We start from the raw sequence: 22,129 nt of genomic DNA on the forward strand, positions 1-22,129 counted from the left end.
CTCGTTGTGCACCACCCGTCGGGTCCAGGCGCCCAGGGCTCTGTTGGCCTGGGCGGGCTGGGGACAGGGCGGTGGTGAGGCCAGCCCTCCACCGCGCCCAAGCTGACCCCTCGGCAACCTCCTGCAGCCCAACACGTCGTCCGTCCCAGCAGCGCAGGGTCAGAAATGGCAGCAGCAAGCAGGCGGCCATTCTGGCCGTGAGAAGCGCTGGAGGCGTTGACCTGCAGGGAGTGATGTGGCAGCCTTCTGCTCACTCAGGCACCTTTGCCCAGAATCTTCTTAGCTCTGTGAAGAGCAACCCGGCTGGGCTGGGGCCCAATCTGGCCCGCTCAACAGAGGCTGCCAAGACCACTCACCCTCATTCCCTCAGAAGGAGCTCAGCTGGGACAGACCTTGTCCTCAGTGACAGGCCCTCCAAGGGCCGTCTTCTGCAGGTCAGGCACTGAAGGCAAGAACTCCAGCCGCACAGCAGATGAGCACTAGCTGTGTTCCCTCGTGGGACTGTCTCAGGCACCTTCAGGCATTCTCTTCCGTATTCCCAGACTCTTGTCCTGGGCACCAGGCACCCAGGCTGTTCCCACGGGCAGGGGTTCTGCAGCAGGCCTACTGAGCACAGCAGCTCATGGCCTCGGCTGCTTTGGCCATCTCCCTCTGCCCCGTGGGCCAGACCCCTTCCGCTTTTAACTGGAGGCACGCTCGTCTGTCCAGGAGCCCCAGGAGGCAGACCCCAGCAGGCCTGGACGCTGCGCAGTGGCCTCCAGTGGCCTTGGATGCAGACCACCCGACCCCACCGGCCTGGGCACTGCAGCACCAGGCAGGGGCTCAGCCACTCAGCCTGATCAGCCTCCGGCTGGGCCGGGCCTGGGGCCTGGCTCTCTGCAGCTGCTGATGGAGGGCTCTGATGGGACTCAATCCGCCCTCCTCCATTTTTCCTGTTTGCTTCCTGTTGGCTCTGTCTGGATCTCTGCCATCCTGTGTCTTGGATAATCAGGCAGCAGGCCTCCCCTCTTCTTCTCTGGTATCTTGACACCCACCGCTGATCTGTTTGCCATGCTGTGTCTGCCTTCCTCATGTCCCACCATCTCTGATGTCCTGGACTTTGTGATTTTGAGCTCTTGCCCATTTCCTTTGCATGGTGTGCAGGTATTTAACTCAGCCCTCATTTTCAGAGGATGTGCTCACTGAAACCCAGGTCAGCTCTTGTGCCTCCTGTGGTCAGGCTTTGATCTCATGGCCATGATCTTCTTCCCACTCTGAGAGCTATGTGGCCTCAGTGACCCTCAGGCATGTTCATGTTTGGCCACAGCTCATCATGATATGTCCTTGTCTCACCCAGGCACTTGGGATCACCATCCCAGCACCAGGACCTATCTCATCTCAGTAGCCTTCACCCAGTTACTACACATCTGTGGTATTGCCCAGGAGCAGAAGCCGTCCAGAGTGATCCTTGTCTTTGCGGCCATTTAGCTCAGCAGCAATCCTCATCTTCCTTGCACTGAACCTTCTCCCCGCACACGTGGCGCTTCTGGGCAGCATGCTGCATTCAGACACACTGGTAGGCCGGGACTCCGCGTGCTCCTCCATCACCCGCTCGCTGGCGCTGCCGTGGAATCGCCCGGCTGTACACCCGCTCACGCCTCCGCCTGCGCATCATTCTGCCGAGCACAAACGCACCTTGGGCAGCAGCCGCTCGGCATATCATCAGCAGCAGAGCCACCTGTGGCACGGCCAGCCTGTAAGGGGCTGCACTCAATCCTCATGCAGCTGCTTGAGCCCACCCGCAGCAGATGGCGCCGGGTGGTGTCAGCTGAGTGTCCGGGGCCTGACGACGGCCATCCTTGGTCCCATGCTGCGGCAGTCTGTCCAGCAAGTGCGCGCGTGCTGCTCCTGGCTCGGGCCTCCTCCTTCAGACCTTTGAACTCAGCCCCAGACCCCTGCGCGCGGGCTCGCTTCCGTGACAGCCCGGTTTCAGTCAGGTCAGCGACAGAGCCCTGCACCCACTGCTTCCTGGTGTGTCAGCTGCGTGAGGGCAACAAACCCTCAAGCCACGGTCTGGCGAGGGCTGGGCAGCAGGCACGGTGCTCTGGCCTCCGTCCTGGCCAGCAGCTGCAGCAGCTGCTGGAGGCAGGACCTGCTGCCCGCCCCGCTCCTGCCTGTCCTTGCTGGTTCTGCTGCAGCAGTGACCCATCCCCACGTCCCGACAGTCACCGTGAGCTGCTCGGCCACGTGTACCACCCTGCTTCTGCCAGGCTCAGTCAGACACTCACGTTCCACTCCCGTGACAATAATCAGCAGAGCTGTGGAAGAACCTTGACCTAGACCTGGTGCCTGGCTGCTGTTGGGGTCTTCTCTTACCTCATGGCGCCCCAGCTTGGCACAAATGCTGGCCCTCTGGGGCATTCATGCAGCAGAACTGAGGACAGAGGAGACCTGCTCCTTTCTCATCAGCCCAGGACAGGGGCAGACAGCACGTGTCCCCTGACTCCTCAGCATGGCACTTCCTTTTACTGATGTATGGGACCACCATCAACCTCACTCTCCAACACTTGCTGCCCTGTAGCCCACAGATGACTTCCAACACCTGCTAACTGGGCTCTGACTATCTGAGCTGGCGGACTCACGAGGGCTCTGCTCACCTTCTGAAGCAGGCAGTGCAGACCTTCTGCCACGGCCTTCTGCAGGACACCATGAAGTGGGCAGCACCTTGGCACCATCCAGCCAGCACCAGCTGTCTCTGTGTCATGGCCAGCACTGTTCTGCTGTTCCAGGCACCCCGAGGACCCCAGCTTGCTCAGCATCTGGCGCGCCACCGTCTCCTGCTGCCACATGGTGGCTGGTACCATCAGCACCCACTCATGTCGATGGAGGGAGCCACTCACAGATGTCAGGCCTTCTGCTGGGCGCTGGATTCAGCAGGGCCAGCCTGGACACCAGACCCACTCAGGCCGATGAATCCAGGACCTTGGTGCCCTGCCCGTGCCTTGTGGCCACTTGCAGGCCACCAGCTCCTTGCCCCAGCATCACCCTGCCGTGCATGGGCATTCTGGGAGGCCTCCGTCCATGCTCCTGTGCAGCAGGCACTCATTTCACCCCGGCCCCTGCCTCCATGATGGGCAGGGCACAGCCAGTACCTCAGCAGGCCTCCGCGTTGAACCTCTGCCAGCCAGACAGGACGCGCCCAGCTCCCGCTCAGCATGCAGGACAGACACTCAGAACCACCCAGCTTGCTCCAGCAGAGGCAGGCCATCTGGGTTCAGTCCGTGCAATCAGCATCCAGTGATGGAACCGGAGAACCTGGTCAGCTGTTTGGCCAACCTCCATCACCCAGCATGTTTGGCTGGTATTGTGTGCCCATGTCTAAGTGTGGTGCTCAGTATTCAGTAGACAGCAGGCAGCAGTATCCATCTCATAGTATTCTAGAATACCTGGAACCCATCAGAGCTGAATCCATTTTGCATCCTCATTCTTCTTAATCCTTGTTCTGAATATCAAATCATGCATGGGTAATGTGAAATTTGGCTTAGAAGTCTGTTAATTTTTTGTGTCAGCATTTCAGATCAAGCAGTCTATCAATCCCTTGGTATTACCTTGGCCCAGGCTCAACACCTGATTCCCATGAGCAATTACATAACCAGTACTCATGAAACAGCATATGAAAACAACTAAGTACCTCATCTCTTTGTGTGATCACCTCGCGCGGCCAGCAGCATCACCGGCGAAGTCGTCGCTGCGCTGTTCTCCTCGAGGACATTCAGCAGCCCGCGCCCGCGCCCGCCACCAGGTCGCCCACGTGGCGCGCATCAGTAGCGCAGCCCCAGGCGGGCAGCATCTGCCCGGTGAAGACCTGCTCCACGGACGGTGCGGCGGTCGCCCCCAGTCGGTCGGCGACCCGCGCCGCCCGCGCGGGATCGGCGTCGGCGAGCAGCAGCGAGCCGGCGTCCGGTTGGCGGGCCAGTGCCGCCGCGTGGAAGGAGCCGATCCGGCCCGTTCCGATCACCCCGATGCGCATGCAATCAACCTGAACCTGCACGGGGGCGCTGTCAATCTGCCCGGAGGGACCGTCGATGGCACAGTTGGGCCGGATGGCCTCGAAGCCCCCGATGACCGCACATGGTCCACTGTGGCGGATACTGAGCGGCTGGAACCGTAATGACCGCTTTGGTAGGGGCGGGCCGCGGCACGGACCGGAGTGCAGACCGCGGCAGGGACCGCAGAAGACACTGCAGAAGACACCGCACGAGGGAAGGGCACGCAGACGTGGCTAGGGTTCGGACAGGGGTGCGCGTCGTGGGCGCCGTGCTCGCGGCGGTACTGGGAGCCTCCCTCGTGGGCTGCAGCAGTACGGGCGGCAAGCGCGCCGAGGAGCGGGCCAAGGCCGCCCAGGCGGGCCGGCCCGCCGTGTCCACCCCGCGCTGGACCTTCGCGATGGTCACCCACGCGGGAGACGGCGACACCTTCTGGGACATCGTCCAGAAGGGCGCCAAGGAGGCCGCGGCGAAGGACAACATCAACTTCGTCTACGCCCACGACGACCAGGCGCAGCAGCAGGCCCAGTTCGTGCAGAACGCCATCGACCAGAAGGTCGACGGGATCGTGGTGAGCCTGGCCAAGCCCGAGGCGCTCAAGGACGTCATCGGCAAGGCGGTCAAGGCCGGCATCCCGGTGATCACGGTCAACTCCGGATCCGCGCAGTCCGCGGAGTACGGCGCCCTCACCCACATCGGCCAGGACGAGCAGATCGCCGGCGAGGCGGTCGGCAGCGAGCTGACCAAGCGGGGGAAGAAGAAGGCCGTCTGCGTCCTGCACGAGCAGGGCAACGTCGGCCACGAGCAGCGCTGCGCCGGGGCGAAGAAGACGTTCGGCGGGACCATGGAGAACCTGTACGTCGAGGGCACCAACATGCCCTCCGTCCAGGCGGCCATCCAGGCGAAGCTCCAGGCCGACCCCTCCGTCGACGCGATCGTCACGCTCGGCGCCCCCTTCGCCCCGACGGCGGTCAAGGCGAAGGACGCCGCGGGCAGCAAGGCGGAGGTCGACACCTTCGACCTCAACGAGTCCGTCGCCCGCGACCTGAAGTCCGGCGCCCTCGGCTTCGCCGTCGACCAGCAGCCCTACCTCCAGGGCTACGAAGCCATCGACCTGCTCTGGCTGTACCGCTACAACGCGGACGTGCTCGGCGGCGGCCGCCCGGTGCTCACCGGCCCGCAGATCGTGACCGCCGACGAGGCGGCCAAGCTGGAGGAGTTCATCAAGCGGGGCAGCCGATGAGCACGGCAGGCGCCGTCGACGAGCGGCTCGCCCCCACCTCCTTGGTCCGCAGGCTGCTCGGCCGCCCCGAGCTGGGCGCGGTCGTCGGCGCGGCCGCCGTCTTCGTCTTCTTCTCCTTCGCCGCGCCGAGCTTCCTGCAGGCGTCCAGCCTGAGCACGATCCTGTACTCGGCCTCCACCATCGGGATCATGGCCTGCCCGGTGGCCCTGCTGATGATCGGCGGCGAGTTCGACCTCTCCGCCGGCGTCATGGTCACCACGTCTGCGCTGGTCAGCTCGATGTTCAGCTATCAGATGACCGCCAACGTGTGGGTGGGCGTCGGGGTGTCCCTGCTGGTCACCCTGGCCATCGGGTTCTTCAACGGGCTCATGCTGACCCGTACCCGGCTGCCCAGCTTCATCATCACGCTCGGCACGTTCCTGATGCTGACGGGTCTGAACCTCGGCTTCACCAAGCTGATCAGCGGCTCCGTGTCGACCAAGACGATCGCCGACATGGAGGGCTTCTCCTCCGCCCGTGCGCTCTTCGCCTCGCAGTGGAACGTCGGCTCGGTCACCCTCAAGGTCACCATCCTGTGGTGGCTGGCGCTGGTCGCCGTCGCCACCTGGATCCTGCTGCGCACCCGCGCGGGGAACTGGATCTTCGCGGTCGGCGGCGGGGCGGACGCGGCCCGCGCGACGGGCGTCCCGGTCGTCAAGACCCGGATCGGCCTCTACATGGGCGTGGCCCTGTGCGCCTGGATCTCCGGGCAGCACATCCTCTTCTCGTTCGACGTCGTCCAGTCGGGCGAGGGCGTCGGCAACGAGTTCCTCTACATCATCGCGGCCGTCATCGGCGGCTGCCTGATGACCGGCGGCTACGGCTCCGCCATCGGCTCGGCCGTGGGCGCCTTCATCTTCGGCATGACCAGCAACGGCATCGTCTACGCCCAGTGGAACCCGGACTGGTTCAAGTTCTTCCTCGGCGCGATGCTCCTGCTCGCGACGCTGCTCAACGCATGGGTCCGCAAGCGGGCGGAGGCGAAGTGACCGTGAGCGCAGTGACCAAGGGCGAGGGCCCGGCCCTCGTGAAGCTGACCGACGTCAGCAAGTTCTACGGCAACATCCGCGCCCTCCAGGGGGTCTCCCTGGAGGTCCACTCCGGCGAGATCACCTGTGTCCTCGGTGACAACGGCGCGGGCAAGTCCACCCTCATCAAGATCATTGCGGGGCTGCACCGGCACGACGCCGGCAGCTTCGAGATCGAGGGGGAGGAGACCGCGCTCGCCAACCCGCGCGCCGCCCTCGACCACGGCATCGCCACCGTCTACCAGGACCTGGCGGTCGTCCCGCTCATGCCCGTCTGGCGGAACTTCTTCCTCGGCTCCGAGCCGACCAAGGGCCGCGGCCCGTTGCGCCGCCTCGACGTCGACTTCATGCGGGAGACCACCCGCGCCGAGCTGCTGCGCATGGGCATCGACCTGCGCGACGTCGACCAGCCGATCGGGACCCTGTCCGGCGGCGAGCGGCAGTGCGTGGCCATCGCCCGCGCCGTCTACTTCGGCGCGAAGGTCCTCGTCCTGGACGAGCCGACCGCCGCCCTCGGCGTGAAGCAGTCCGGCGTGGTCCTGAAGTACGTCGCCGCGGCCCGTGACGCAGGTCTCGGCGTGGTCCTGATCACCCACAACCCGCACCACGCCTACCTGGTCGGGGACCGGTTCGTGCTGCTCAAGCGCGGCACCATGGCCGGTAGCCACACCCGCGACTCGATCACCCTGGACGAGCTCACCCGGCAGATGGCGGGAGGCTCCGAGCTGGACGAGCTGAGCCACGAACTGGAGCGGGTGGCAGAATCAGGACCGGACCACCCGGCCGGAGCAGCCGATTCGGCATCCGGCACCACCACACCCTGAGGGACGACACGACTCGATGAGCACGTACCGGGACTTCACGCTCTCCCACCGGGGGTCGGCGCGAGGCACCGTCCTGCGGACCATCGGGACCCGTGAGCGCCGGTCGCACCTGACCGCCCCGCGCGTCCCGACCGTCGGCATCGACATCGGCGGCACCAAGGTGATGGCCGGTGTCGTCGACGCCGACGGGGTGATCCTGGAGAAGATCCGCACCGAGACCCCCGACAAGTCCAAGAGCCCCAAGGTCGTCGAGGACACCATCGTCGAGCTGGTGCTCGACCTGTCCGACCGGCACGACGTCCACGCCGTGGGCATCGGCGCGGCCGGCTGGGTCGACGCCGACCGCTCGCGCGTCCTGTTCGCACCCCACCTGGCCTGGCGCGACGAGCCGCTGCGCGACGCGCTCCAGTCCCGGCTCGCGGTCCCGGTCATGGTGGACAACGACGCCAACACCGCGGCCTGGGCCGAATGGCGTTTCGGCGCCGGGCGCGGCGAGGACCACCTCGTCATGATCACGCTCGGCACCGGCATCGGCGGCGCCATCCTCGAAGGCGGGCAGGTCAAGCGCGGCCGCTTCGGGGTCGCCGGCGAGTTCGGCCACATGCAGGTCGTGCCCGGCGGGCACCGCTGCCCGTGCGGCAACCGCGGCTGCTGGGAGCAGTACAGCTCCGGCAACGCCCTGGTCCGCGAGGCCCGCGAGCTGGCCGCCGCGGACTCCCCGGTCGCGTACAACATCATCGCCAAGGTCGGCGGCAACGTCTCCGAGATCACCGGGCCGCTCATCACCGAGCTGGCCCGCGACGGCGACGCGATGTGCATCGAGCTCCTCCAGGACATCGGCCAGTGGCTCGGCGTCGGCATCGCCAACCTCGCCGCCGCCCTCGACCCGTCCTGCTTCGTCATCGGCGGCGGCGTCAGCGCCGCCGACGACCTGCTGATCGGCCCCGCCCGGGACGCCTTCCGGCGCCACCTCACCGGCCGCGGCTACCGGCCCGAGGCCCGGATCGCCAAGGCCCAGCTCGGCCCCGAGGCGGGCATGGTCGGCGCCGCCGACCTGGCCCGGCTCGTCGCCCGCCGCTTCCGCCGTGCCACGCGCCGGCGGGTGGAGCGCTACGAGCGCTACGCGCAGTGGGGCCTGATCGATTCCCCGGCCACGGCGGAGCGCAAGGCGGCCGAGGCTGCGGAGCTCAAGGCTGCGGAGCTCAAAGCCGCCGAGCTCAAAGCCGCCGAGGCCGCCGATCCCGGGCCCGCGGACCTCCCCGACGGAGGCGCGCAGTGACACCGCCCTCCCTGCCCCACCAGGCACCGGCCCCCGACGAGGGGGGCACTCCCGGCAGCCCCCTCCCGGTGGAGGACCGCAAGCACGTCGTCCGGCGCCGCTGGATCACCGCGATCATCATCCTGCTGCTGGTCGGCGTGCCCGCGGGCTACCTCGCCGTGTCCGCCCAGCAGAGCCGCGAGAGCGGGCGCGACAAGGCGGCCAAGGTCGGCGCGACCAAGGTGCGCCCGGGCTGGCCCTCCAAGGTGCAGCGCAGCATCTACGAGGTGCCGATCCCGCCGAAGGCCTGGCGGGTCGGATTCCTGGAGACCAACAACTGGCGCACCAGCCGGCTGTACGTGCAGTTCGCGGTCACCCCCGCCGACCTGGACGCCTTCCTCGCCGAGGTCGGTACCAGCCGGGCCGGGCTGACCCGCGAGGTCTCGATCGGGGCGCACGACGCCGCGGTCGCGGGCTGGAGCTGGGGCCCGAACAACGCCTGGTACGGCACCACCCTGGAGCAGCCCGGCCCGCGCCCCACCCGGGACGTCACGGTCGACCTCACGGACCCGGCGAAGCCCCGGGTCTACGTGGTGTCCACGGCGACCCCGTAGCGGAACCCTCCGCCGCGCCTCCGCCCGCCGCTAGCCTGGGATCATGAAGCTCACCAAGCGGCTGCACTCCTGTGTCCAACTGGAGAAGGACGGGCGCGTGCTCGTCATCGACCCGGGCGCCTTCAGCGAGCCCGACGCGGGGCTCGGGGCGGACGCCCTGCTCGTCACGCACGAGCACCCCGACCACTTCGACGAGGGCCGGCTGCGCGCCGCCCTCGACGCGAATCCGGCGGCCGCGCTGTGGACGCTGCGCAGCGTCGCGGAGCGGCTGGCCCCGGCCTACCCGGGCCGGGTGCACACCGTCGGCCACGGGGACGCCTTCAGCGCCGCCGGGTTCGAGGTCCAGGTGCACGGCGAGCTGCACGCCGAGATCCACCCGGACATCCCGCGGGTCACCAATGTCGGCTACCTCGTGGAGGGTTCGCTCTTCCACCCCGGTGACGCGCTGACCGTGCCCGAGGTGCCCGTGGACACCCTGATGCTCCCGGTGCACGCGCCCTGGAACAAGGTCGCCGAGGTGATCGACTACCTGCGCGAGGTCAAGCCGCGCAGGGCCATCGACATCCACGACGCCTACCTCTCGGACATCGCCCGGCCCGTCTACGACCACGCCCTGGCCGCCCTGGGCGGCACCGACCACGGCCGGCTCGCCGCCGGGGACACGGCCGAACTGTGACTGTCGGTGCCGGGCGGTAGGTTGGTCGACATGCGTATCGCCACGTTCAACGTCAACTCGATCACCGCCCGGCTGCCCCGCCTGCTGGCCTGGCTGGAGAGCTCCGCCGCCGATGTCGTGTGCATCCAGGAGACCAAGTGCTCCGCGGAGCAGTTCCCGCACGCCGAGCTGCGCGAGCTGGGATACGAGTCGGCCGTCAACGCCACCGGCAGGTGGAACGGGGTGGCCCTGATCTCGAAGGTCGGCCTGGAGGACGTGGTGCTGGGCCTGCCCGGCGGCCCCGACTACGAGGGCGTCCAGGAGCCCCGGGCGATCTCCGCCACCTGCGGCGGGGTGCGCCTGTGGTCGGTGTACGTGCCGAACGGCCGCGAGGTCGAGCACGACCACTACGGCTACAAGCTGGAGTGGTTCCGCTCGCTGACCACCGCCGTCGCAGAAGAGGCTGCCGGCCCGCGCCCGTTCGCCGTGCTCGGCGACTTCAACGTGGCCCCCACCGACGAGGACGTGTACGACCCGGCGGTCTTCGAGGGTCTGACCCACGTGACCCCCGCCGAGCGCGCCGCGCTGGAGGCACTGCGTGCCGCGGGGCTCGCCGACGTGCTGCCGCGCCCGCTCAAGTACGACCGCCCGTACACGTACTGGGACTACCGTCAGCTCGCCTTCCCCAAGAACCGCGGCATGCGCATCGACCTGGTGTACGGGAACGAGCCCTTCACCAAGGCCGTCACCGACGCCTACGTCGACCGCGAGGAGCGCAAGGGCAAGGGCGCTTCGGACCACGCCCCGGTGGTCGTCGACCTGGCGCTGGACGCCTAGGGGGTCCGCGGACGGATCCCGCGCGCCCTGTGGCCAGCGCGGGATCCTGGTGCCAGGCTGGTCGGTATGAACATCCCCTTCCTGGACAACTGGCTGAACCGGCACGAAACGGAACGGGGTGCGGGGCTCGCCGCGGCCCTCGCGGACGACCCCGAGAACGTCAACGAGTTGTTCTCGGAATGCGAGATGCTGCGCGTCCACGCGCGGGCGGCCGGGCTGGAACTCGACGGGAGTCCGGCCTCGTTGGAGGCGCTCGACCAGCTGATGCCCCGCTGGCGCCGGGACCCCGAGGTGGTGCCCTGGCTCGGCAACGACGCGGGTTTCTACCTCGGCACGGTGATCATCCGGACCAGGCTGGGCGCCGCCTGGCAGGTGTGGCCCAACGGCCAGCCGGTGATCCGCCTGGCCTCGGGCCGTGAGCTGAACGTGGTGGAGTCGGGGGTGTCCTGGGCCATGACGGGTTCCCCCGAGCTCTCCCAGGCCTACGCCGAAGCCTCCGAGGGCTGACCTCCCACTGCCCCGATTGATCTTTATGTCGCCTTTAGGCGTGTCGAGCGGAAGTGCCCTTCCGTCGCTGGATAGTTTGCGCTGACCTCGACACTCCGACAGGTGGGCAGGGCAGGCATGGCCGTCGATCCCTTGATCGAGCTGCGGAACGTCAACAAGCACTACGGGGCGTTGCACGTCCTCCAGGACATTGACCTCACCGTCGGCCGCGGGGAGGTGGTCGTGATCATCGGTCCGTCCGGTTCGGGGAAATCGACGCTGTGCCGGGCCATCAACCGCCTGGAGACCATCGAGTCGGGCACGATCCGGCTCGACGGCAAGCCGCTGCCCGACGAGGGCAAGGAGCTGGCCGCGCTCCGCGCCGACGTGGGGATGGTCTTCCAGTCCTTCAACCTCTTCGCGCACAAGACCGTCCTCGCCAACGTCTCGCTCGCCCAGATCAAGGTCAGGAAGCGCAAGAAGGACGAGGCCGACAAGCGCTCCCGGGAGCTGCTCGCCCGCGTCGGACTCGCCGACCAGGCCCCGAAGTACCCCGCCCAGCTCTCCGGCGGCCAGCAGCAGCGCGTGGCGATCGCCCGCGCCCTCGCCATGAACCCCAAGGCGCTGCTGTTCGACGAGCCCACCTCCGCCCTCGACCCGGAGATGATCAACGAGGTGCTGGAGGTCATGCGGCAGCTCGCCGCCGAGGGCATGACCATGGTCGTCGTCACCCACGAGATGGGCTTCGCCCGGTCCGCCGCCAACCGCGTCGTGTTCATGGCCGACGGCAGGATCGTCGAGGACCGGGCCCCGGAGGCCTTCTTCACGGCCCCGGAGAGCGAGCGGGCCAGGGACTTCCTCTCCAAGATCCTCAAGCACTGAGGGGCGGGGCCGATGAAGCGAACACGCGGCGCGCTGCTGCGCACCCGCCTCCTGCTCGTCGCCGCACTGCTGGCGGCCCTCGCCGGTTGCGGCAAGGAAGGCAGCCCTCCGGTCAAGGGCCCGCAGCCCGAGGACCTGCCCGTGTACAAGGTCGCGACGGGCTTCCAGCTGCCGCAGTCGCCCACCTGGGAGAAGGCCAAGAAGCGCGGCCACCTGGTGATCGGAGCCAAGGAGGACCAGCCGTACATGGGGGAGAAGGACCCCGCGAGCGGCCGATACTCAGGTTTCGACGTCGAGATCGCCAAGATGATGTCGGCCTCGCTCGGCTTCGACCCCAAGACGATCGAGTTCAAGACGATCGCCTCGGCCAACCGGGAGACCGCCCTGCAGAACGGTCAGATCGACTACTACGTGGGCACCTACACGATCAACGACAACCGCAAGAAGCAGGTCGGCTTCGCCGGCCCGTACTTCATGGCCGGCCAGTCCCTGCTCGTCCGCAAGGACGAGCAGGACATCAAGGGCCCCGAGGACCTCGCCGGCAAGAGGGTCTGCTCCGCCGCCGGCTCCACCCCGTACCAGCGGCTGCAGAAGGACTACCCCCGGGCGGTCCTGGTCGCGTACGACACGTACTCGGTCTGCGTGGACAACCTGTTGACCTACCAGGTGGACGCCGTCTCCACCGACGACTCGATCCTCCTCGGCTACGCGGCCAAGGTCCCCGACGAGCTCAAGGTGGTCGGCAAGCCCTTCTCGCAGGAGCCCTACGGCATCGGTGTCCCGCGCGGTGACAACGCCCTGCGCTTCGCCCTCGACGACGCCCTGGCGGAGCACGAGGAGAACGGCGACTGGAAGAAGGCGTACGAGGCCACGCTCGGCCTTTCCGGCGTGCCCGCCCCGAAACCGCCCGCCATCGACCGCTACCCGGCGAGCTGAGGGAGAGCCCACCACCATGGACGTACTCACGGAGAACTTCGCTCTCTACGGGAAGGGCTTCCTCGGGACGGTCGAGCTCACGGTCTACGCCTCGCTCCTCGCCCTGGTCCTCGGCTTCGTGATGGCCTCCTTCCGCGTCGCGCCCGTCGGCTCCTTCCGGGTCTTCGGCACGGTCTGGGTGACCGTGCTGCGCAACACCCCGCTCACGCTGCTGTTCTTCGCGGTGCTGCTGGGCCTGCCGCGCTTCGGGCTGGTCCTGCCCTTCCAGGTGTTCGCGATCCTCGCGCTGGGCTGCTACACCTCCGCCTTCATCTGCGAGGTCCTGCGCTCGGGCATCAACACCATCCCCAAGGGCCAGGGCGAGGCCGCCCGCAGCTTGGGCATGACCTTCACCCAAACCCTCGGCGGGGTGGTCCTGCCGCAGGCCTTCCGCAGCGTCATCCCGCCCATCGGTTCCACGTTGATCGCCCTCGCCAAGAACTCGGCGATCGCCGGCGCGTTCAGCGTCAACGAGCTGCTGGGCACCTACAAGACCCTCAGCGAGCTGGGCTACAGCATCGTGTGGACCTTCGTCTGGATCGCCGTCGGCTACCTGATCATCACCTTGTCCATCAGTGCGCTCTTCAACGTGCTGGAGAAGCGCTGGGGGATCACCCGATGACCGCGCACGCGCTCCACGGGGAGCTGGAGTCCACCGCCCTCTACGACGTGCCCGGCCCGCGGGCCCGGCGCCGGCACTTCCTCTACGGGATCATCTCCACGGTGGTGATCCTCGGCCTGCTCGCCTGGATCCTCTACCTCCTGTTCGACACCGCGCAGTTCACCGCCGCCAAGTGGGGCCCCTTCACCTACAAGGGCATCCAGGAACTGCTGCTCAGGGGGCTGGGCAACACCCTCAAGGCCTTCCTGTACGCCTCGGTGTTCTCCGTCGTCCTCGGCGCGGTGCTCGCGGCCGGGCGGCTCTCCGTACACCGGCCGCTGCGCTGGGCGGCCACGCTGTGCGTGGAGTTCTTCCGGGCCATGCCCGTGCTGGTGATGATCTTCTTCATCTTCGTCGCGCTGAAGGTCCAGCCGCTGCCGGCGCTGGTGGCGGGGCTGACCCTGTACAACGGCTCGGTGCTCGCCGAGGTCTTCCGTACGGGCATCAACTCGGTCGACAGGGGCCAGCGCGAGGCGGCGTACGCGCTGGGCATGCGCAAGACCCAGGTGATGACGTTCGTGCTCGCCCCGCAGGCGGTCCGCGCGATGCTGCCGACGATCATCAGCCAGCTGGTGGTGGCGCTGAAGGACACCTCGCTCGGCTACCTGATCACGTACGAGGAGTTCCTGCACGCGGGCAAGCTGATCGCCTCGAACCTCGACTACGACCTGCCGTTCATCCCCGTCGTGATGATCATCTCTCCGATCTACATCGGCATGTGCATGCTGCTCTCCTGGTTCGCCGGCTGGGTGGCGCGGTTCGAGCGGCGCAGCGTGAAGACCGAGGCGGTCGACCTGCCCGCGCCGCAACCCGGAACGGTGCTGCCGGGCGGTTCACGGTAGCTCCGAAGAGCCGCCCCGTCCGGCAGCAGCCGCAGATCACTGCTCGCGCAGAGGTACCGAGACGTACGAGGGATCGGTGCGCGGCGAGCAGAAGGTCAGCTGTGCGCCGGTGGGGTCGTGCTCGATGTCGAGGGGGTCGACGGTGTCGATGACGAGGTGGGCCCTGCCCCGCGGCTCCTCGTGGAAGGTGTACGGGGCGTTGCTGGCGAGCTTGTCGATGCCGAGCGGGCCGACGTCGTACGGGTACGCGCGTACGGGTGGGGCGGGAAGCCGGCGTCGCCCCAGACGTTGCCCAGCTCGATCGTCTGCGGTTCCCGGTCCGGCCGGGAGCCGAGGAAGTAGCCGAGGACCTGCCTCAGTTCGGGGCCGGGACGGCCGGCCGGGTAGCCGGCGCCGCCGAGCGCGGCGGCGGCCCGGAGGTGCTCGGTGCGGCCCGAGCAGATCGACTCGATGGGGTCGGCCCAGCCGCTGAGCGCGCCCACGGCCCTGGTGCGCGGGTCGTGCGCGGAGGCCAGCGGGCTGATGCCGGCGCCGTACGAGAGCCCGCCCGGGTCGATGTGGTCCGCCTCGACGGGGGCGTGGGCCGGGCCCCGGTCGATGACGGCGGACGCATCGGTTGAGGGTGATCCCGCCGGAGCCGGGGGTGCCGTGGAAACCAGCTCCGACGGGGCGCCGGTCGGGGGGCGGGGTGGTGGGTTACGGGCGTCGCCCGGTCGGGGGCCGGGTCCAGGGCGGTTGCCGCCGGTACGGCCGCGGATCAGCCGTTCTGCGGCGTGGCGTTGCCCGCGGCGGCCAGGGCGCTCTTGGCCTTCCACTCGTCCCAGGACAGGTTCCACTCGCCGTAGCCGTTGCCGATCTCGGCCTTGCCCTTGGAGCCGTCCCCGGTGACCTCGACCAGGTCGCCGACCTGGGCCATGGCGAAGAGCGCCTTCGCGTCGGAGTCGCTCATCCCCACGCAGCCGGAACTGGCATTGGCGCGGCCGAAGTTGCCGTTGTTCCACGGCGCGGCATGGATGTACATGCCCGACCAGGTCACCCGCATCGAGTAGTCGACCATCTTGTCGTAGGAGTCGCCCAGGCCCACCGTCTGGGAGTCCATCCGGATGGTGCCTTCCTTGGTCATCAGCACCATCTTCCCGGACCAAGAGGCCTTCTGGCCGCCGGGCGTGCCCGCCGAGATCGGGATGGTCTTCACCGCCTGGCCGTCCTCGGTCACGGTCATCTTGTGGGTGTCCAGGTCGACCTGGAGCCGGCGGTCCTTGCCGATCTTGAACGCGGTGTCGTAGTCCTTGACGAACATCCCGCCGCCCTGGCCCGAGTCCACCCCGTTGAGGTTCATCTCGACCTTGACCTCGGTGCCGGACTTCCAGTACTCCTTCGGCCGCCAGTCCACCCGGTCGTTGCCGGTGTAGTCCTTGAACCAGCCCCAGGATCCCTCGGTGTTGTTCGAGGTGGTGACCTTCAGGTGCTTCTCGACCTCGGCCTTGTTCTTCACCGGGTTGTCGAAGACGATCGAGACCGGCTGGGCGATGCCCACCACCGGGTTGGCCTTGCCCGGGTTGATCGTGACCTTGTTCACCTTGTCCGCGGCGACCGTCTTGAACTGGGCGTTCGCGCTCTGGCTGTCGGTGTTCTGCGCCTCGACCTTGTAGTCGGTGCCCGGCGAGGCGTTGCGCTCGGAGGTCCACGACTTGCCGTCGTCGGCTATCTTCCCGGGCAGTTCGTTGCCCTTGCCGTCGGACACCTTCACCAGGGCCAGCTTGCCCTCGGCGAGGGTCACCTTCACCGGCTCGCCGGGCTTGGCCTGATCGCCCGTGAGGTTCACGGACATGGCCATGTCCGGCTTCTTCTTCATCTCCGCCTTGCCGGAGTCGTTCCCGCCGCCGCTTCCGCCCCCGCAGGCGGTCAGCGCGGCGGCCATGAGTGCGGTCCCGGCCAGCATGGCGTGGCGACTGCGTGCGATACGGCGTGTGCGGCTCAACGAAACCCCTCCAAGTAATGATCGTTCGCAAAAGGAGATGCGAACGGCACGACTGTAGGTTGCGCAATCCGCCGAAAATATCTGACTTTCGGTTGTGACGTGGACCGCAGCAAAACGGTCATCGTCCGGTCATAATCGCCGCGCACGGCGGTCACGGACGCCTGTGAGAGTCCTGTGCGTCCTGCTTCCCGGACGTACAGGAAGGCCGATCCGCCATGTGCGCACTGCTCGTGACCCCCGCCCAGCGAAACCAGTCCCCCGAGCGGGAGCTGAGTGTGCGTTCGCTGTCCGTTCCGGAATACCACGCCTTCCTTTCACGAAACCGGAATGCAAGCTTTCTCCAGTACCCGTCCTGGGCCGAGGTAAAGGACCTCTGGCGCTCGGAGCGGGTCGGATGGCACTACCCCGACGGGGAGATAACCGGTGCAGGGCTGGTGCTCTACCGCCAATTCCCCGGCACCCGGAAATACTTCGCCTACCTCCCCGAGGGTCCCGTCGCCGACTGGTCCGACCCCCACATCGACCGCTGGCTGGATCCCCTCAAGCGCCACCTGCGCGCGGCCGGCGCGTTCGCCGTCCGGATCGGGCCCACGCCCGCCTACCGGCGCTGGGACGCCGCCGCCGTCAAGTCCGGCACCGGCCCCGGCCGACAGGTGTCCGACGTGCTCGCCACCGAGGTCGACCCGGTCGGCGCGGCCCTCGCCGACCGGCTGCGCACCCGCGGCTGGACCCGCTGCGGCGGCGAGGACGACGGCGACGCCCAGCCGCGCCACGTCTTCCGCGTGCCGCTCGCGGGCCGCTCCGTCGACGAGCTGTGGTCCGGCCTCAACCAGGAGTGGCGGCGCAACGTGCGCAAGGCCGAGAAGTCCGGCGTGGAGACGATCCTCGGCACCGCCGCCGACCTTCCCGAGTTCTACCGGCTGCTGCGCATCACCGAGGAGCGCGACGGCTTCCGTCTGGGCCGCGCGCTCTCCTATTACCAGCAGCAGTACGAGGCCCTCAACGCCGAGTCGCCCGGCCGGATGCGCCTGTACCTGGGCATCCACCAGGGCGAGATCCTCGCCGCGCACACCATGATCGTGGCGGGGAGCCGCGTCTGGTACCAGACCGGCGCCTCCGCCGACCACCGCCGCGAGGTCCGCCCCAGCAACGCCCTGCAGTGGCGCATGATGCGGGACGCACACATCCTCGGGGCGGACGAGTACGACATGCGCGGGGTACCCTCCACTCTCGACCCCGACGAACGATCTTTCGGGCTGCTGCGCTGGAAGCTCGGCACCGGCGGGCAGGTCGTCGAAACGCTCGGCGAGTGGGAGACCCCGATGGACGGCTACACCAACACGGCGCTGTACAAGGCCTTCCAGGCCTACATGGCCCGCCGGTGACCACCACCGACACCAAAGAGGCCCCCGGCCCGTCCGTCGGGGGCGCGACCCGCCCGGCACCGGCGAAGACCTCGGTGCTGCGCAGCGGTGCGCTCATGGCGGCCGGCTCGATCGTCTCCCGCGCCACCGGCTTCGTCCGCTCCGCCGTCGTCGTCGCCGCACTGGGCACCGGGCTGCTCGGCGACGGCTACGCCGTCGCCAACACCGTCCCGAACATCCTGTACATGCTGCTCATCGGGGGCGCGCTCAACGCCGTCTTCGTCCCCGAACTGGTCCGGGCCGCCAAGGAACACCAGGACGGCGGGGCCGCCTACACCGACCGGCTGCTGACCGCCTGCACCGCGGCGCTCGTCGTACTGACCGCCGTCGCCGTGCTGGCCGCACCGCTGATCGTGTCCGCGTACACGCCCTACACCGGCAGCCAGGCGAGCACCACCGTAGCCCTGGCCCGGTACTGCCTCCCACAGATCCTCTTCTACGGGCTGTTCACCCTGCTCGGCCAGGTCCTGAACGCCCGTGGCCGGTTCGGCGCGATGATGTGGACCCCCGTCCTCAACAACTTCGTGATCATCGGCGTCTTCGGGCTCTTCCTCTACCTCTCCCAGGGCGGTCAAGGAGGTGCGCAGGGCCTGACGGCCGACGAGACCCGGCTGCTGGGCCTCGGCACCACCGCCGGCATCGTCATCCAGGCCCTCGCACTGCTCCCCTCGCTGCGCTCCGCCCGCTTCCGCTGGCGCCCCCGCTTCGACTGGCGCGGCCAGGGCCTCGCCCGCCCGCTGCGCAATGCGGGCTGGCTGGTCATGCTCGTCCTCACCAACCAGATCGCCTACTGGGTCGTCACCCGGCTCTCCACCGCCACCGGACGGCACGCCGTGGAGGCCGGCCTCGCGGGAGGCGCCGGCTACACCGCCTACAGCAACGCCTACCAGCTGTGGATCGTCCCGCAGGGCATCATCACCGTCTCCCTCGTGACCGCCCTGATGCCCCGGATGAGCTCCGCGGCGGCCGAGGGCGACCTCGCCGCCGTCCGCCGCGACGTCTCGTACGCGCTGCGCTCCAGCGCCGCCCTCGTCGTCCCCGCCGCCGTGCTGTTCGCCACGCTCGCCCCCTGGGTCATGGGCAGCGTCTTCGGGTACGGGCGCACCGGCGCCGCCGACATCGAGGTCATGGCGGGCATGCTCACGGCCTTCGCACCCGGCCTGATCGCCTTCTCCGGCCAGTACGTCCTCTCGCGCGCCTTCTACGCCCTCTCCGACACCCGCACCCCGTTCTTCCTGAACCTGGTCATCGCAGGCTTGTGGGCCGCGCTGTCGGCCGCCGCCTACTTCCTGCTGCCGGCGCGCTGGGCGGTCACCGGCATGGCGGGCGCCTACTCCGTCGCCCTGTTCGCCGGCCTCGCCGTGACTGCGCACACCCTCGCCCGCCGGCTCGGCCCGCGCACGGGAACCCGTACCGAGCGGCGCACCACCGCGGTCCGCACCCACCTGCGGCTGCTGATCGCCTGCCTGCCCGGCGCCGCCGCCGGGTACGCGGCCGCCCTGGCCGCTGACGGCCTCGGCGACTTCGCCGCGATCGGCGCGGGAACCGCGGCGCTCGCGCTCGTCGTCGTCGTCCTCGCCAGGCCGCTGGGCCTGACGGAGATCACCGACCTGCTGGACCCACTGCGCCGGAAACTCGGCCGTCGGCAGGAGCAGAAGAGTTCGAGTCACCTTGGATAATGAACGGATGCCACGCGTACTGCTGATCGAGGACGACCCTTCCATCCGGGAAGGGGTGGGCCTCGGCCTGCGCCGCCGCGGCCACGAGGTGGCCGCCGCCGAGACCGGCGAGGCGGGCCTCGCGCTGATGGCGAGCTTCGTCCCCGAGTTGGTCCTGCTCGACCTCATGCTGCCCGGGATGAACGGCGTCCAGGTCTGCCGCCGCATACGAGAGACCAGCCAGCTCCCGATCATCATGCTGACCGCCCGCGGCGACGACTTCGACATAGTCGTCGGCCTGGAGGCCGGCGCCGACGACTACATCGTCAAACCCGCCCGCACCGAGGTCATAGAGGCCCGCATCAAGGCCGTGCTGCGCCGCCTCGGCACCCCGGCGGGCAGCCGACCCGAGATCGAGTTCCACGGCGAGCTCGCCATCGACCGTGCCGGGCTGGCCGTCGCCAAGAACGGCGAACGCGTCCCCCTCGCCCCCAGCGAAATCAAGCTCCTGCTGCACCTGTCCGCCTCGCCCGAGCAGGTCTTCTCCCGCCAGCAGCTCCTCGAATGCGTGTGGGACCACAGCTACCACGCCGACGCCCGGCTCGTGGACGCCTGCGTACGCCGCCTGCGCACCAAGATCGAGGACGTCGACGGCAGCCCCCGCTACATCCAGACCGTGCGCGGATTCGGCTACCGGTTCGGGCCGCTGTGAGGCGCATCGCGCCCCTCGGGCTGCGCACCCGGCTGATCGCGGCCTTCCTGCTCGTCGCCGCGATCACCGCGGTGACCACGGCCGCGCTGACCTACCAGCAGGCCCGCACCGCCGTCCTCAAACAGAGCCAGGACACCGCCGTCAGCACCCTGCGCGACCAGGTGGAGACCCAGCCCCTCCAACTGCCGCTGGACCAGGCGCAGCTCCAGCGCGTCGTCAACGACCTGGGCAAACGCGGCAAGCCGCACCCGTGGAGCATCTTCGGCGAGTACGGGACCCTGCGCGCCTCCAACACCACCGCGCCCACCTCCACCGTGGTCACCGAGCAGCTCCGCCGCCAAGTGACGGCCCATCCGCACGGCGCCTTCCAGCGGGTGACCGACGCCTCCGGAAACCCCTACCTCGCCGTCGGCATGCCCGCCGTCTGGCTCCACAACGACGTCCGGGAACCCACCGGCCTGGTCCTCTTCGCGACGATGCCCCTCACCACCGAGGGCAAGACCGTCGAGGCCATGGTCCAAGCCGCAAAGCGCGGCGCCGTCCCGGGCCTCGCCATCGCCGTCATCCCTGCCCTGCTCGCCGCGCGCAGCGTGCTGCGCCCCGTACGGGACATGCGCCGCGCCGCCCAGCGCCTCGGCCGCGGCCGCCTCGACACCCGGATCGAGGTCCGCGGCGCCGACGAGCTCGCCGGACTGGCCCGCACCTTCAACGAGACCGCCCGCGCCCTCGAACGGTCCGTGAGCGAACTGCGGGACGCCGAGGCCCGGGCCCGCCGCTTCGCCTCCGACGTCTCCCACGAACTGCGCACCCCGCTCTCCGGGATGCTCGCCGTCACCGAGGTCCTGGACGAGGACGCCGAGCGCCTCGATCCCGACACGGCCGCCGCCCTTCGGCTGGTCAGTGCCGAGACCGGCAAACTCGCCGTGCTCGTCGAGGACCTCATGGAGATCTCCCGCTTCGACGCCCGCGCCGCCGAGCTCAACCTCGACGACGTGGACGTGGCCGAAGCCGTGCGCAAGACCCTTGAGCTGCGGCACTGGGACGACGAGCGGGTGATCACCGCACTGCCTTCGCAGGTCCGCGCCCGACTCGACCCGCGCCGCTTCGACGTGGTCCTCGCCAACCTCGTCGGCAACGCCCTCAGGCACGGCGGCGCCCCGATCCGCGTCACCGTGCGCACCGAACCACGGCCCGGCGGGCCCCGCCTGCTGATCGAAGTCGCCGACAGCGGGCCAGGCATCGCTCCCGAGGTGCTGCCGCACATCTTCGACCGGTTCTACAAGGCCGACGCCGCCCGTACCCGCTCCGCGGGCAGCGGCCTCGGCCTCGCCATCACCCTGGAGAACGTCCGGCTGCACGGCGGTACCCTGTGCGCCGCGAACGGGCCGGCCAAGGGAGCCGTGTTCACGCTCGACATGCCGCTGGAGGCCGACGCATGAGTCGCATGCGGACGGCCGCGGCCGCCACCGCCACCCTGCTGCTGGGCGGGCCGCTGCTCGCCGGCTGCGGGATCAAGCCGACCGGGGTCATCGAGAGCGGAGCCGCCGCGAAGGTGCTCGTGCCCGGCCCCGGCACCAAGGGGACCGTGTACTACGTGACGTCCGACGGGCGGCTCGCCCCCGTACCGGAGACGGATCAGCCCGAGGAGTCGGCGTTGTTCCTCCTCGCGCGGCTGCTCATGGGCCCCCTCGACCCGGAGAAGGCCGCGGGTCTGGAGACCCGGGTGCCCGCGCCGGCCGACAAGAAGCCCCCCTTCGGCCTCTCGGTGAACATCGTGTCCGGGGAGACCATGGAGGTCCGGGTGCCGTTCGCGGTCACAGGCCTGTCCGAGACGGCCCGCCGCCAACTCGTGTGCACGGCGGCCTCCCCCAATCCGAACTACGCGGTGGTCCTGCGCGGCCCCGACACCTCGGCCGGACCCGCCCGCTGCGACCTCGACCGCTGATCGTCCCCTTGCGGCGGGGCCGGTGCTCCGGCCACGGTGA

At 68.8% G+C, this 22,129-nt stretch carries 19 protein-coding genes and 2 pseudogenes; 17 read left to right on the forward strand and 4 right to left on the reverse strand.

The window, feature by feature from the left end:
- Positions 1-908 precede the first annotated feature (908 nt).
- Together OG974_RS02905 and OG974_RS02910 are read right to left on the reverse strand one after the other, a co-directional pair.
- Complete coding sequence (locus tag OG974_RS02905) at positions 909-1,163, reverse strand: hypothetical protein (RefSeq protein ID WP_371645303.1); 255 nt, start codon at positions 1,161-1,163, stop codon at positions 909-911.
- 2,588 nt (positions 1,164-3,751) lie between these two features.
- Positions 3,752-4,009 (reverse strand): Gfo/Idh/MocA family oxidoreductase, encoded by a 258-nt coding sequence (locus OG974_RS02910; protein WP_371645305.1) that lies wholly within the window; start codon positions 4,007-4,009, stop codon positions 3,752-3,754.
- Between the two features lie 278 nt (positions 4,010-4,287).
- Between OG974_RS02910 and OG974_RS02915 the strand changes: the two genes are divergently transcribed.
- The 12 genes and pseudogenes from OG974_RS02915 to OG974_RS02970 all read left to right on the forward strand — a co-directional run bounded on the left by OG974_RS02915 (position 4,288) and on the right by OG974_RS02970 (position 14,369).
- On the forward strand, positions 4,288-5,268 hold the full coding sequence (locus OG974_RS02915; protein ID WP_327279375.1) for a sugar ABC transporter substrate-binding protein: 981 nt from the start codon (positions 4,288-4,290) through the stop codon (positions 5,266-5,268).
- Positions 5,265-6,296 (forward strand): ABC transporter permease, encoded by a 1,032-nt coding sequence (locus OG974_RS02920; protein ID WP_327279376.1) that lies wholly within the window; start codon positions 5,265-5,267, stop codon positions 6,294-6,296. Before OG974_RS02915 ends, OG974_RS02920 begins: the two co-directional genes overlap by 4 nt.
- The gene (locus OG974_RS02925) at positions 6,266-7,159 is read left to right on the forward strand and encodes an ATP-binding cassette domain-containing protein (protein WP_371645307.1); all 894 of its coding nucleotides are present in this window, start codon (positions 6,266-6,268) and stop codon (positions 7,157-7,159) included. Before OG974_RS02920 ends, OG974_RS02925 begins: the two co-directional genes overlap by 31 nt.
- Before the next feature lie 16 nt (positions 7,160-7,175).
- Positions 7,176-8,291, forward strand: a pseudogene (locus OG974_RS02930) (ROK family glucokinase); the annotation flags it as partial.
- Positions 8,292-8,434: 143 nt separating this feature from the next.
- Positions 8,435-9,031 (forward strand): hypothetical protein, encoded by a 597-nt coding sequence (locus tag OG974_RS02935; RefSeq protein WP_327279377.1) that lies wholly within the window; start codon positions 8,435-8,437, stop codon positions 9,029-9,031.
- Positions 9,032-9,074: 43 nt separating this feature from the next.
- Positions 9,075-9,707, forward strand: coding sequence for an MBL fold metallo-hydrolase (locus tag OG974_RS02940; protein WP_327279378.1), 633 nt, complete (start codon positions 9,075-9,077; stop codon positions 9,705-9,707).
- Positions 9,708-9,737: 30 nt separating this feature from the next.
- Positions 9,738-10,523, forward strand: coding sequence for an exodeoxyribonuclease III (locus OG974_RS02945; RefSeq protein WP_327279379.1), 786 nt, complete (start codon positions 9,738-9,740; stop codon positions 10,521-10,523).
- A gap of 66 nt (positions 10,524-10,589) precedes the next feature.
- Positions 10,590-11,030, forward strand: a complete 441-nt coding sequence (locus OG974_RS02950) for a DUF6278 family protein (RefSeq protein WP_327279380.1) — start codon at positions 10,590-10,592, stop codon at positions 11,028-11,030.
- A gap of 117 nt (positions 11,031-11,147) precedes the next feature.
- The gene (locus OG974_RS02955) at positions 11,148-11,891 is read left to right on the forward strand and encodes an amino acid ABC transporter ATP-binding protein (protein ID WP_327279381.1); all 744 of its coding nucleotides are present in this window, start codon (positions 11,148-11,150) and stop codon (positions 11,889-11,891) included.
- Between the two features lie 12 nt (positions 11,892-11,903).
- Positions 11,904-12,827, forward strand: coding sequence for a glutamate ABC transporter substrate-binding protein (locus OG974_RS02960; protein ID WP_327279382.1), 924 nt, complete (start codon positions 11,904-11,906; stop codon positions 12,825-12,827).
- Positions 12,828-12,843: 16 nt separating this feature from the next.
- Positions 12,844-13,488, forward strand: coding sequence for an amino acid ABC transporter permease (locus OG974_RS02965; RefSeq protein ID WP_327279383.1), 645 nt, complete (start codon positions 12,844-12,846; stop codon positions 13,486-13,488).
- Complete coding sequence (locus OG974_RS02970) at positions 13,485-14,369, forward strand: amino acid ABC transporter permease (protein ID WP_328764235.1); 885 nt, start codon at positions 13,485-13,487, stop codon at positions 14,367-14,369. The genes OG974_RS02965 and OG974_RS02970 overlap by 4 nt, the downstream gene beginning before the upstream one ends.
- 36 nt (positions 14,370-14,405) lie before the next feature.
- On the opposite strand, the pseudogene OG974_RS02975 reads toward OG974_RS02970, so the two are convergent.
- Both OG974_RS02975 and OG974_RS02980 read right to left on the reverse strand, forming a co-directional pair.
- Positions 14,406-15,001, reverse strand: a pseudogene (locus OG974_RS02975) (hypothetical protein); the annotation flags it as partial.
- A gap of 125 nt (positions 15,002-15,126) precedes the next feature.
- Entirely contained in the window at positions 15,127-16,350 is a 1,224-nt protein-coding gene (locus tag OG974_RS02980; RefSeq protein ID WP_371645311.1) for an Ig-like domain-containing protein, read from the reverse strand.
- 215 nt (positions 16,351-16,565) lie between these two features.
- Between OG974_RS02980 and OG974_RS02985 the strand changes: the two genes are divergently transcribed.
- From OG974_RS02985 to OG974_RS03005, 5 genes are read left to right on the forward strand one after another with little or no spacing between them, the layout of a single operon-like run.
- Positions 16,566-17,735 (forward strand): peptidoglycan bridge formation glycyltransferase FemA/FemB family protein, encoded by a 1,170-nt coding sequence (locus OG974_RS02985; RefSeq protein ID WP_327279385.1) that lies wholly within the window; start codon positions 16,566-16,568, stop codon positions 17,733-17,735.
- Entirely contained in the window at positions 17,732-19,453 is a 1,722-nt protein-coding gene (gene murJ, locus OG974_RS02990) for a murein biosynthesis integral membrane protein MurJ (RefSeq protein ID WP_371645313.1), read from the forward strand. The genes OG974_RS02985 and murJ overlap by 4 nt, the downstream gene beginning before the upstream one ends.
- Positions 19,454-19,460: 7 nt before the next feature.
- Positions 19,461-20,144: a response regulator transcription factor gene (locus OG974_RS02995; RefSeq protein ID WP_327279386.1), complete on the forward strand. Its 684-nt coding sequence runs from the start codon at positions 19,461-19,463 to the stop codon at positions 20,142-20,144.
- Positions 20,141-21,583, forward strand: coding sequence for an ATP-binding protein (locus OG974_RS03000; protein WP_371645315.1), 1,443 nt, complete (start codon positions 20,141-20,143; stop codon positions 21,581-21,583). The genes OG974_RS02995 and OG974_RS03000 overlap by 4 nt, the downstream gene beginning before the upstream one ends.
- Entirely contained in the window at positions 21,580-22,089 is a 510-nt protein-coding gene (locus tag OG974_RS03005; RefSeq protein WP_327279388.1) for a hypothetical protein, read from the forward strand. The genes OG974_RS03000 and OG974_RS03005 overlap by 4 nt, the downstream gene beginning before the upstream one ends.
- Positions 22,090-22,129: the final 40 nt, after the last annotated feature.

This window comes from Streptomyces sp. NBC_00597 (assembly GCF_041431095.1).
In the GTDB taxonomy this organism is placed as follows: Bacteria; Actinomycetota; Actinomycetes; order Streptomycetales; family Streptomycetaceae; genus Streptomyces.